Origin of the sequence: Streptomyces sulphureus DSM 40104 (assembly GCF_000381025.1) — a bacterium.
Classification (GTDB): domain Bacteria; phylum Actinomycetota; class Actinomycetes; order Streptomycetales; family Streptomycetaceae; genus Streptomyces; species Streptomyces sulphureus.
On the sequence record NZ_KB905816.1, the window covers coordinates 391586 to 404097 of the forward strand.

8 protein-coding genes are annotated in these 12512 nt (G+C 71.1%); 2 read left to right on the forward strand and 6 right to left on the reverse strand.

Annotated elements, in window-relative coordinates:
* Positions 1-11: 11 nt before the first annotated feature.
* The 6 genes from F603_RS32085 to F603_RS0113655 all read right to left on the reverse strand — a co-directional run bounded on the left by F603_RS32085 (position 12) and on the right by F603_RS0113655 (position 7490).
* The gene (locus F603_RS32085) at positions 12-1325 is read right to left on the reverse strand and encodes an MFS transporter (RefSeq protein WP_019546561.1); all 1314 of its coding nucleotides are present in this window, start codon (positions 1323-1325) and stop codon (positions 12-14) included.
* Between the two features lie 161 nt (positions 1326-1486).
* Positions 1487-2185 (reverse strand): GntR family transcriptional regulator, encoded by a 699-nt coding sequence (locus F603_RS0113635; protein ID WP_037956021.1) that lies wholly within the window; start codon positions 2183-2185, stop codon positions 1487-1489.
* Between the two features lie 461 nt (positions 2186-2646).
* The gene (locus tag F603_RS32090) at positions 2647-4572 is read right to left on the reverse strand and encodes a flavin-containing monooxygenase (protein WP_019546563.1); all 1926 of its coding nucleotides are present in this window, start codon (positions 4570-4572) and stop codon (positions 2647-2649) included.
* Positions 4569-5702, reverse strand: a complete 1134-nt coding sequence (locus tag F603_RS33485; protein WP_019546564.1) for an ABC transporter substrate-binding protein — start codon at positions 5700-5702, stop codon at positions 4569-4571. The genes F603_RS32090 and F603_RS33485 overlap by 4 nt, the downstream gene beginning before the upstream one ends.
* A gap of 67 nt (positions 5703-5769) precedes the next feature.
* Entirely contained in the window at positions 5770-6645 is an 876-nt protein-coding gene (locus F603_RS0113650; RefSeq protein ID WP_019546565.1) for an ABC transporter permease, read from the reverse strand.
* On the reverse strand, positions 6642-7490 hold the full coding sequence (locus F603_RS0113655) for an ABC transporter ATP-binding protein (protein WP_019546566.1): 849 nt from the start codon (positions 7488-7490) through the stop codon (positions 6642-6644). The genes F603_RS0113650 and F603_RS0113655 overlap by 4 nt, the downstream gene beginning before the upstream one ends.
* A gap of 679 nt (positions 7491-8169) precedes the next feature.
* Here F603_RS0113655 and F603_RS0113660 point away from each other — a divergent pair.
* Together F603_RS0113660 and F603_RS32100 are read left to right on the forward strand one after the other, a co-directional pair.
* Positions 8170-9786, forward strand: coding sequence for a bifunctional 3-(3-hydroxy-phenyl)propionate/3-hydroxycinnamic acid hydroxylase (locus tag F603_RS0113660; RefSeq protein WP_019546567.1), 1617 nt, complete (start codon positions 8170-8172; stop codon positions 9784-9786).
* Positions 9787-10279: 493 nt separating this feature from the next.
* Positions 10280-12169, forward strand: a complete 1890-nt coding sequence (locus F603_RS32100) for a class I adenylate-forming enzyme family protein (RefSeq protein ID WP_211231076.1) — start codon at positions 10280-10282, stop codon at positions 12167-12169.
* Positions 12170-12512: the final 343 nt, after the last annotated feature.

Here is a 12512-nt window from a genome sequence, read left to right on the forward strand (position 1 = left end):
ATGGGTGCACCTCACCCGTCGGAGCACCGGCCGGGGATCGGACGGTCCACCGAGGCCGGACGCACCATCCAGGCCACGGCCAGGACCAGCACCGCCGAGGCCGCGAAGGCGGCTGCGGGCGAGGCGGCATCGGCGAGAAGCCCGTCGAGCCCGGCAGCGAGCGGCCGGGAACCGACGAAACCGGTGAGCCACAGTGCCATGATCCGTCCCCGCAGCTGGTCGGGGGCGCGCTCCTGGACGAGGGTGCTCAGCCCGGTCGTGGCGAAGGCGAGGCCCACACCTGCGACGCCCAGAGCCGCCAGCGTCATGGGCCCCGAGTGGCCGACGGCGCTGCCGGCGAGCCCCACGGCGAGCAGGACCAGCCCGGCGGAGCCCAGCCGTAGGACGGGCAGCACGCGGCGCACCACAGCGAGCAGCGGCAGGCCAAGCGCGGCACCGATCCCGAACGCGGACGCGAGCCAGCCGGCAAGGGCGGCGCTGCCGCCGAACTCCTCGGCCATTGAGGGGACAAGAGTGGTGGCGGGTTCCGAGCCGACCCCCACGGCGACGATGCCGAGGAGCAGTAGCGCGAGCGGCCGGTCGGCGCGCAGGTGACGGAAAGCGGCACGGAGCGACGTATCGGCACCGTCCCCGTCCATCGTGCGGCTCGGTAGGCGTACCGCCAACAGGCCCAGGGCGAAGAGAAGATGGGCACAGGCGGCGGCGCCGAACGCGGCGACTGGGCTGACGTGCGCCACCAGGAGTGCCCCCAACGCCGGGCCGACGGCGCGGGAGAGAGTCATCGGGGCGGTGTTGAGCGCCATCGCCCTGGCGAGTTCGCCAGGACGGATGATCCAGGGGATCGCGGACTGCATCGCCGGGCCCCCGACGGCGAAGCCGCAGCCGACGATCAGCGAACTGGCGAGGATCGGCAGGACACCGACGACGCCGTCCCCCACCCCGAAGGCGAGGATCCACAGCGCGAGACCGCCTGAGCCCAGGCCGCTCAGGGCACGTCCGGCGACGAGTTGGCCCATGGCGTGGCCGCGATCGGTCAGCTTCCCGCTCAGCGGGGTGAGGAGGAGCTGCGGCGCGAACTGACCGGCGCTCACCGCGCCGACGGCGAGCGCGGAGCCGGACGCCTGGAAGGCGACGATCGCCGCGACCATGCTGTGCGCCCAGACGCCGGTCGAGGTGAGGAGCTTGCCCCAGAAGAAGGTGCCGAAGTCGCGGTCGAAGACCAACCGCAGGGCGCCGCGAGGAGGTGGGGCGCCGGGCCGAGCTCCCTGCGCGTCCGGCGCGCGGTGCTGGGTGCCGTGTCCGGGGTTGCTGCCGTCTCTGTTCACGTCATTCCCCCACCCGTCGGAGCACGCTCGGCGCCCGGCGCCGCAGAGCGGACCGCGATCGGTGCATGCGCCTTCTGCCCTGCCAGGACGCGTTCACGGGGCGTCAACCCCCTTATCGCAGGCGGTAGTTGAAGCGGTGCGCGCCACCCTCGGCTCGGCGGTCACCCCGTGGCCTGGTCAGTCCCCACCTCGCCAGCCGCGAGCCGCTCGTCGATGTGCTGTGCCAACTGCTCGCCCGCCCTGTGGATGTGCTCGACCATCCGGATGCGTGCGGCCTTCGAGTCACCCTCCAGGACGGCGGTCAGCAGACCCGCGTGGTCCTCCACGGTGGTGCGCGACCACCCCTCGATGCTCGCGTAGAAGCGGCGGGGCACGTACCGGGAGAGAAGGCCGACGACCCAGGCGAGGCGTGGCGCGTCGGCGATCAGGTTGAGCTCGCGGTGGAACTTGTGGTTCCACTCCTCCTGCGCCGCGCTCTCCCCCTCCGCGGCAGCGGCGATCAACGCCTCGTGGATCTCCTGGAGTCGGCTCACCTGCTCCGGGTCCACCCGCTCGGCCGCGCGCGCCGCGAGCTCGCCGGCGACGAAGGACTGGGCGAGGAATATGTCGCGGATGTCGTCGCCGGTCATGCTGGCGACGGTGAACCCCCGGCGCGGCTCCAGACTGAGGAAACCCTCGGCACGCAGCGCCTGCAACGCCTCTCTGGCCGGCGTGGAGGAGATACCCATCTCGGCGGAGACGACCTCGGCCCGAACACGCGTGCCCGGCGCGAGAGTTCCCGAAGTGATGAGGTCGCGCAGGTAGGAGGCGGCCTCCTCGCTCAGCTGCGGCCTCGCGCGCCGCGCCGGAAAGGCACCCATCCCCATCCCCCCTGCCTCGTGCGCGAGGGCGTCGCCGTGGAGAGCAGCGACACCGGACCCGCTCTCGTGTCGGCAGAATATTATCTGCACTACGTCGTCGGGACGCGTCGCCCTGCCACTCCCACGCCACGAGGGACAGTCGGCGACCATCTCCCAACCGCCCTTGGCGGGGGCCGACTTCGCCTCGTCGGCGGTGTCCGGCCCGCCCGGCCAGGTGTACCGCCGGGGCGGCAGGACCTGTCGCGCCGGTGTCCCGTGCCCGGTGTCGCGGCTGGTCCGCCTGCTCCGACGACCGCCGGGCCACCGCTCCGGAGTAGTCGACGGCGACTGGAAGTTCGGAGGCACTCCGGGCGCTGCCCCCTGCCGCGGTGAAGAGCCTGTCGGCCAATTCGGCGCCGCCCAGGGGCCGCACGTGCGTACCCGTGCCATCGCCGGGAGCGGGTGTACCGGACCTCGTGCGCTCATCGGGCGCCCCACGTCCGGTAGTGCTCCAGCTGCGGGCCCCGTGTCATGCGCCAGAACTCAAGGGTGGTCAACGGCCAGTTCTGGGTCACGCGTCCGGAGGCGGACTTGTACCAGTTGGTGACGCCCTCCACGCCGAAGGCCATCCGTGCGCTCGCCGCGTCGAGGCGGGTGTAGTACGCGTGCAGCGCCTGCCACGTCGGTTCCATCGCGGCGTGCCCGTGCTCCATCAGGTGGGCGAGGCAGGCGACGACGTACTCGGCCTCGGCCTCGGAGGAGAAGACGATGCTGCCGTTGACCACCAGGTTGGTGTTGGGCCCGTACAACAGGAAGAGGTTGGGGAAGTTGGGGACGGTGACCCCGGCGTAGGCCCGTGCGTCGTCGGCCCACTGCTCGTGGAGGTCCACACCACCTCGACCACGCACTTGCAGCGTGCTGAGGAAATCGGAGGCGGTGAAGCCCGTGCCGTAGACGAGCACGTCCGCCGGGTGCTCGACACCGTCCGCGGTACACAGGCCGCCCTCGGCAACCTCGGTGATCGGCTCGGTGACCACGGCGACGTTGTCGCGCTTGAGCGCGGCGGCCCACGCGCCGTCGTCGCGCAGCATGCGTTTGGCATAGGGCGGATAGTCGGGCGTCATCTTCGCCAGCAGGTCGGGCCGGTCCGCGTAGACCTGCTCAAGGTGGCCAATGAGGGCGGCGCGCAGCTCCTCGTTGGCCTGCGAGACGGAGCCGGGCACGTCCCACTCCGGGTCGACGAGCGCGAACCTGCGCCGGCCCTCGACGTTGGTCCAGAACTGCTGGAAGCGGTACCACTGGCGATACAGCGGTATCTCGGCGAAGAGCCAGCGCAGGCCGGGGCGCAGCTTCCGGGTGTAGACTGGGGTGGGCACCACCCAGGGCGGTGTCCGCTGGAAGACGGTCAGCTTCCCCACTTCGCGGGCGATCCGGGAGATGACCTGGAAGGCACTGGCGCCGGTTCCGACCACAGCCACCCGCTTGCCCGCCAGCGGAACGTCGTGCTTCCAGCGTGCCGTGTGCCAGGAGGGGCCGGCGAAGCGCTCGCGGCCCGGCAGGTCGGGGTAGCGGGGATTGTTCAGCTGGCCGACCGCGCTGACGACGGCGTCGGCGCGGACGCTCTCGCGGCGGCCCCGCCGGTCTTCGACCTCCAGCGTCCAGCGATGCTCCGTCTCGTCCCAGACGGCCGAGCGCACCTGTGTGCCGAAACGGATGGCGTCGCGGATGCCGAGGTCGTGCGAGGCGCTGTGCAGGTAGTCGAGGACGGTCGGGCCTGGCGAGTAGTGGTCCTCCCAACCCTCTCGCTGTGCGAAGGAGTAGCTGTAGCAGAAGTTGCTGGTGTCCAGCCGAACGCCCGGGTAGTTGTTCTCCCGCCAGACGCCTCCGACATCTTCGTGGCGTTCGAAGACCACAAAGGGGATGCCGGCTTGCCGCAGATGGTGGGCAGCCGCGATGCCGGACATCCCCGCGCCGATGACGGCCACGAGGTAGCCCTCCGGTACCTCGGCGGGGCCTGCTGCGGCGGTGCGCTGGAGCCCCTCCGGCTCGATTCCCAACTGATGGTAGAGCAGTGGGAGTTGCTCCCGGTCCACCGGACCGGCGAGGAACCGCATGATTTCCAGGAGCTCTTCCGGGCGCGGACGTCTCGGGGCCGGCCGCCCGCGTTCGACCCAGCGCTCGACGGCCGCCTCGGCGAGCTGACGGGCCCTCGCCTGTGCCGCCTCGTCGAGCCCGCCCTGCGGGGCCTGCCCGAGCACCTGCGAGAGGCGCGCCGGACGCAGCCGCGCCTCCAGCAGCGTGAGGTCGCCGGTGAGGTGCGCGAGCGCGGGCAGCAGCGCGGGCAGCTCGGCCTCGGCCAACGCCCGGCGGAGGCCGGGGCCTTGCAGCGCGTACGGTGTGTCGTTCACGGACGCGGGAGGCCCACGGCCTCGGCGACGAAGGAGCGGTCCACGATGCGGCGCTCCGGTATCGGCTCCGTGTATTGCAGCACGTGTGCCTCCTCGTACATCGCCTGGTGCCGTCGGGTGACACCGGGCGGGAAGTCCCAGTTGAAGTGGTATGAGGGCGTGTCGCGGAGTTGGTCGACGGTGACGCCCATGGCCTTCGCCTCCGCTTTCAGCGCGTCGGGGTCGGCCTTGTAGTCGCCGGCGAGGTGGGTGTTGATCGTCCGGACGTAGGCGCGGGTGAGGGCGAGGGCGGCTGGCCGGTCCTCGGAGAGCGAGGGGCCGAAGTAGACCCCACCGTTGGAGCCGCCGGGCTCGGTGTCGCTGGCGAGGAAGGTGTAGTCGTCGCTGCCCTTCATCGGCACCCAGAACGGGTCGAGCATCATCGCCGCGTCGATCGAGCCGTTGGAGAGCGCAGTCGCCGCGTCGGCGACGTCGATCGACTCGAAGGAGACGTCGTTGACGCTGAGTCCGGCGGCGTGCAGCTTGTCCGCGAAGGCCAGGTTCGCCGCCGAGCCGACCCCCACGGCGCTGCCGATCCGCTTGCCCTTGAGGTCCTCGACCTTCACTCCGTCGCCGGCTGCCCAGATACCGGCGCCCGACTCCCGGCTGCTCCAGCCCTGTCCGAGCGCCAGCCGGATGTCGAAGCCCTGGCTCAGGGCATTGTAGAAGGCCGCGCTGGAGGAGGCGGCGACCGCGTCGACCCGTCCGTCGGCGAGGAGTTGGATGGAGTCGGCCGGCGGCAGAATCGAGATCTCTACATCGAGGTTCTCCCGCTCGAACTCCCCCAGCGACTCCGCCATCACCAAGGGCGCGACGAACTCGGCCGACTTCGAGGACATCGCGAGCGTGATCGTCCGCCGCTTCTCCAGGCGTACGGGGGCGGGACTGCCTGCCTCGCAGCGGGTCGGCCCCCTCTTCGGGTCGTCGACCAGCGCGAAGTCGGCGCGCTCGCCGCAGCCGGCGACCGGTTGCAGGGGGGATGGGGCGGCGGCGAACCGGGGCGGGCGCTCGTCCTTCGACCCGGCCTGGGCCCCGCACCCGGCCAGCACCAACATCCCCGCGGCGAGCGCCGGCAGGAGCTTCTTCGTCATTCCGGACCTCGATCCCGCGAGGGGTCCGCGGCGCTCGGCCGGCTCCTCCAGAGACGTGGGGCGGCCATCAGTCGATGCGCCTGGAGTGCTTCACCCAGGGGGTGACGAGCCGGCCGATGCGTTGGACGATCATGCTCAGGACGACGCCCATCAGGGAGACCGTGACGATCCCAACGTACATCTGGTCGTTCATGAAGAGACGGCGCGAGTCGAAGATGACGTAGCCGACGCCCGTCGTGCCGACGAGGAACTCCGAGGCGACGATCACGATGATGGAGACGCTGATGGCGACCCTCAGCGCGACGAAGACCGAGGGGAGCGCCGCGGGGACGAGGACCTGGGTGAACATGCGGACCGGGCCGAGGTCGAGCGACCTCGCCGCCTCGTGGTACCCCTCGGGGATGGAGGCGAACGCCTCCATCGTGTAGATCCAGATGTAAAAGAAGACCGTGACGGAGATGATGACGAGGAGCGGCACCTCGCCGAGGCCGAAGATCGTGATGAAGACGGGGAGCAGCGCGAGTTTGGGCACCACGTAGACGGCGCTGAGCATCGGTTCGAGCGCGGCGCGCGCAGTGCGGTTGAGGCCCATGAGGGCACCCGCGGTGAACCCGGCGACGATTCCGATCCCGGCGCCTATCAGGACCCTGCGCAAGGTCAGCAGGATGTCGCTCCAGAAGTACCCCTCGGCGAGCAGCGAGGCGCCGGTGCGCAGGATCGTGGTCGGAGCGGGGAACATCCGCGCGTCGATCCAGCCGAGGCGCGCACCCAGCTCCCACAGCGCGAAGAGCGCCAGAGGGATGAGGACCGCGAGGCCCCCTTCGAGGAAGCGGCGGCGGCGTTGGAAGGCCGCGGCCCGGTCGAGGGTGCGCAGTGGTCTGCGGACGAAGACCGCGTCCTGCCGCGGGGTTCCGCGTCCGTCCGTCGCAGTCGGGCCCTTCACAGTGTCGCCTGCGCGGTGCCGCCACGCTGTCCGGCCATCTGGGCCTGCACCTCGTCCCTGAGGTGAGTCCACAGGTCGACCCGCAGCCGGCCGAACTCGGGCCCCTCCCGCACGCGGGTGTCGCGGGGGCGGCCGAACGGCACTCGGGTCTCGCTGAGCAGGGTTCCGGGACGGGCCGTCATCACCACGACGCGGTCGGCGAGGACCAGTGCCTCTTCCAGACTGTGGGTGACGAAGACGACGGTGCGCCGCTCGGTCTGCGAGATGGTGAGCAGCTCCTCCTGGAGCATCTCCCGCATCTGTGCGTCGATGGCGGCGAACGGCTCGTCCATGAGCAGAATCTGGGGCTCGGTGGCGAGGGCGCGGGCGATGGCGACTCGCTGCCGCATACCGCCGGAGAGGGTCTCTGGGTAGGCGTCGGCGAAGTCGGCGAGGCCGAGCCGGGCGAGCCACCGCATCGCGCGCTCGTTGGCATCCCGCCGCTCGACCCCCGCCGCGGCGAGGGCGAACTTCACGTTCCCGAGCACGGTCTTCCAGGGGAAGATGCCGAACCCCTGGAACACGGTGGCGATCGGCGCGGGCGGATCGCCCTCGATGCGCACCGTCATCTCGCCAAAGGTCGGTGGAAGCAGCCCGGCGACGAGGCGTACGAAGGTGGACTTCCCGCAGCCGGAGGGCCCCACCAGGGAGACGAACTCCCCCTCGCCGATGTCGAGATCGAGCGGGCCGAGCGCGTGGACGGCGCCCGGCCCCGTGCCGAAGGAGCGCCCTATGCCCCGCGCGGAGATCTTCGCCGTTGGGCCGGAACTCGGATCTGCGGTCGTCTGGACGTCGTCAAGATGCACTCTCACAGATCCTCCTCGATCCGCCCGAACCGCCGGTGAACAGCGGGGGTTCGGGACGTCGGAGCCGATGCTGCCCGGGCGAGGCTGACGGTAGGCCGACCCTGTGAGCTGGTCAATGCTTTCCACATTCTATATTATCCACTGATTCAACTCCCCGGCTTGCGACCTCAGTTGACGCCGCGGCAATCACGCTGCGCACGTGGAATGCGACCGCCGGAGGCTTGGACGCTCGGCGCCGCGTGCGGAGAGAGCGCAACGGTGGTCGCCGACGGTTCCGTGGCGGCGCAGGTACCCGTGGTCGAAGACGGCCGGCCGGGGCCGGGCTGATGCATCCGAAGGAGGCGACGTCCTCCCGACAGCAGGTACCGGCCATGCCGCGCCCTCGCCGCCTTGGCTAGACGGGCCGTCAGATTAGAGCTGGCCCCACGCCGGGACAACCGTCGCACGCAAACAAAAACAGCAGGGAAACGTCACTTTTTGTCCGCATCCACACAAGAATTGTGACCCACGGCGGCAGCTCCAGCGGCAGACTTTTGATGCATACTTCGTCAGAACAATCTGGACAGCGGCGGGTTCGGACTCCACACTCGTCTGACATCGCGTACCACACCAGCCAGCACGACGACCGCTCTCCCGCCCGCCCCGATCGGTGCGGGAGAGCGCACGAGAGGTGGCAGCAGTGACCGGTGACGACGCCGACGTCCTCGTGGTGGGTGCCGGCCCTGCCGGCCTGACCCTGGCCAACCTGCTCACCGAAGCCGGCGTCTCGGTGATCGTGCTGGAACGCAACGAGCACATCATCGACCACGCCAGGGCCGTCGGCATCGACGACGAAGCGATCCGCACCCTTCAGACCTTCCGCCTCGCCGAGACGGTGCTCGCCAACTCCCTACAGAACGCGCCCATCCGCTACCACGATTCACGCGGCAGGGTCCTCACCCACGTCGCGCCCACGGCACGCCCCTACGGCTGGCCGCGCCGCAACCTCTTCCACCAGCCGTTCCTGGAGGAGCGCCTCCGCGAGGCCCTGGTGAACGCCGCGGGCCCGCAGGCCCTGCGCACCGGACACGAGGTGGTCGGCCTGGAGCAGGACGCCGACGGAGTGCGCCTGACGGTCAGGACGGTAGGCGAACGCCGCTCCCTTCGCGCCCGGTTCGCGGTGGGCGCCGACGGCGGACGCAGCTTCGTGCGCGACGCCGTCGGCGTACGGCTGCACGGCACCACCGCACCGAGCAAGTGGCTGGTCGTGGACGTCTCCAAGGACAGCTGGGACGCCCCGTACTCCGCCGTCTACACCTCGGCCGACCGGCCGGCCATGACCATTCCGCTCCCCTTCGGGCTGCGGCGGTTCGAATTCCGGATCAAACCGGCCGAGGACCCGGAGGCCTTCGCAGCCGAGGGGAACGTCGCCGCGATGCTGCGCCGGTTCTACCCCACGGGCGAGCTGCCCACGGTGGTCCGCAGTCGGGTCTACTGGCACCACTCGCGGACGGCCTCCGCCTTCAGGTCGGGGTCCGTCTTCCTCGCGGGCGACGCGGCGCATCTGCAGCCGCCGTTCTTCGGCCAGGGCATGAACTCCGGACTGCGGGACGTGACCAACCTGTACTGGAAGCTGGCCGCCGCCGTCGAAGGCCGGGGCGGCGACGCTCTATTGGACTCCTACGACCGGGAACGCCGCCCCACCGCCGACGCGATGGTCGCCTTCGCGACCCAGATGGGCAGGTACTACAAGGCGCGCAACCGCTTCACCGAGAGCGTACGCAACGCCCTCTTCCGCGGGTTGCAGCGCGTCCCCGGAGGCCGCGACTACATCCTCCAGATGAAGTACAAGCCGGCCCCCCGCTATACCGAGGGCTTGGTGGTGGACGGGCGGAACGCGGCACGGACCTCGCTGCTCGGGCGCGCCTTCCCTCAGCCGCAGGTCTCCACCGCCGACGGCCGACGCCGCCTCGACGACGTCCTCGGCGTCCGCACCGCCGTCCTCGCCCTCGCTCCCGACGCCACCGCGGCTCTGACCGACCGGACCCTCGAGGGCATCCGTGCACAGGGCGGTGTGGTGTTCCAGTCTGCACCGCCGGGGATCTTCGAGCGGGCGTCGGTGGCCGTGCGCCAGGCCCAGCTCGACCGCGGGGTCCTCGAACTCACCGACACCGACGGGACGTTGCGCGACCTGCTGCTCGCCCACCCGGACGACCAGCTCTACGTCATCCGCCCGGACCGCTACGTCGGCGCCACCGCACGCGCCGCCGACGCCGACCGCATCCTCGGGGAGTACCTCGCTCTGCTCGACGGATAGCCGACCAGCCGGCGGACCGCCCGTACGGCCGGTCCGGTGGCGAGCGAAGGAGCACCATGCGGGACTGGACGACGAGCGGCGTGCGGTGGGCGTCGGTCGCGGGTACATCGGCCCGGAGACAGCGGCGACGCTCGTCGGCACCGGCCTCCGGGGCTCCGCCGTCGAGGCACGGGAGCGGCGATGGCGCGGGGCGACTCGCCCGCGGACTCCGCGTACTATGCCCGCCCGCGCCGCTCAGCCCGCGTACGGCCGCACTTCGGTGCGGGCGTGGACTCGGCGCTTACCGCGTCGGGACGCCCGGAGGGTGTACGGCAACCCCCCGGCGCCGAACTCCGTGCGGGTCTCCCGCCGGTGGGGGTCGGTATCGGCCCTCGCCCCGCCGGCGAGGGCCGGCGCCCGCGCAACCGACGGCGCGAAGGTCCCGGCCGGGACTGCGCGGTTCGCGGGCGGGGCCCGGAGCGCGCCCTTCCGGGAGGGCAGCCGCCAGGAGGAGTTGAGGCATGCGGTGCTGCCGCGGCTGCGGTGGGGACGCGAGCACGTCGTCGACCGCTGCCCGATCGCGCCCTACGGAACCGTCCGCTCCTGGGAGCGGGTCCGGCACCCGACCGGCCCCGAACTCGCCGGCCACGTCCTCTTCGTGATCGTCGCGGTCCCGCCGAACCGGGGCCCCCGACCCTCGCCCCGCCCCTCCATCTCCGTTCCTCAACAGCCCCTCGGGAGGCGACCTGTGATGACCAACCGCGACGCTCCGTCAGGCGAGGGCCGCCCGCGCACGTCTACCGGCTCCACCACGACCACGGACGACGCACGGCTCGCCCCCTTCAGAGACGGCACCTATCTGGACGGCACCGGGATATGGGACCTGGTCCTCCGGCGGGCCGAAGCGACCCCCGGCACCCAGCTGGTCGTCGACGAGACACGGCGGCGGATGACCTTCGGCGAGTACCGGGACGCGGCGGAACGTGTCGCGGCGGGTCTCGCCGAGCGCGGGGTGCGCGCCGGAGACGTGGTCTCCTGGCAGCTGCCCAGCCGGATCGACACGATGGTGCTCCTCGCCGCACTCTCCCGACTCGGCGCCGTACAGAACCCGTTGATCATGATGTTGCGCGAGCCGGACGTGGAGTTCATCTGCCGCCAGGCGGGTAGCCGGTTCCTCATCGTCCCCGAGGAGTTCCGCGGGTACGGGCACGGCGCGATGGCCGACGCCCTCGCCCTGCGCCAGGAAGGGCTCCGGGTCGTGCGTACCGACGGCGGCCTGCCGGAAGCCGACCCCGTCGGGTTGCCGGAGGCCGAACACCCGGGCGTCGGCTGGCTGTTCTACACCTCGGGGACCACCTCAGCCCCCAAAGGCGCACGCCACGTCGATGCGGGACTGCTGGCCGCGGCGCGCACGTTCTGCACGGCGGTGGAGCCCGAGGGGGACGACGTGGTCGCCTCGCTCGCCCCGATGGCCCACGTCGGCGGCGTACTCCACGTCGTGGCCGCGTTGATGACCGGCGCACGGCTGGTCATCAGCGCGACCTACTCGCCGGCCGAGACCGCGCAACTGCTCAGCGAGGAGCGGGTGACGCTCGGCGGCTCGGGCGTGCCCTTCATCCGGGGGTTGCTGCAGGAGCAGCGCGCAGCGGCCCCGACCCGCCTCTTCCCCGAGGCGCGTGCGTGGCTGGTGGGCGGCGCGTCCAGGACGGAGGCGCTCCACCGGGAGGTGCGGGACGAGCTCGGTGGCGTCGGTGTCGTCTCCGGGTACGGGCTGACCGAGTGCCCATTCGTCAGCTGGGGGCGGCTCGACGACGGCGACCATGAGCACGCGACCGCCGACGGTCGTCCGGGGCCTGGCACGCACGTCCGGATCGTCGCCGGGGACGGTCGTGAGAAACCGGCGGGCGAGCCGGGCGAACTGCGGGTGAAAGCAGATCAGTTGATGCTCGGTTATGTGGACGGTGCTCTCGACGCCGAGGCGTTCGACGAGCGGGGGTACTTCCGGACGGGGGATCTCGCGGTCCTCGATGAGCGGCGGTTCCTGACGATCACGGGCCGGATCAAGGACGTGATCATCAGGAACATGGAGAACATCCCCGCCCGCGAGGTGGAGATGCACCTCGCGACGCACCCGGACCTCGCAGACGTGGCGGTGATCGGGCTGCCGGACGAGCGCACCGGCGAGCGCGTCTGCGCCGTGGCGGTGGTGGCCGACGGACGGAGCGGGCCCACGTTGCAGGAAGTGTGCGGGCAGCTCTCGCAGCGTGGCCTCAACACGAGGAAACTCCCTGAGCAGTTGGAGTTCGTCGAGGAACTTCCGCGGAACGCGATGGGCAAGGTGGTCAAGACCGCGCTGCGCACACGGTTCGCGTCGGGGACACGGGCAGGGGGCGAACACGCCTGATCTCCGCAGGCCCGGGAGAGGGGTACGGCCGCGCCCCTTCCCTCCCGTACCCCCGCAGGACCGGTGGCCGCACGAACCGCCATGTCGCATAAAATCTAACGCGTGCGTCGAGTACCTACCCTTGCCCGCCGCGACACCTCACACCAGCTCGCGCGAACCCTCGACGCGTAGCCCCGCACCCCCACCCTCGCTCTTCTCGCCTGCGTAACCAATCATTTGTGGGACGCAGCTCGCCGTACGGGCGACTCCCCCGCCTTTTCACACTCACCCAGCACGGAGGGTTGTCTTCCCCGCGCGAGCTCGGTTACGTTTCTGGCGCTTCACGTATCTAACTCCATGTATC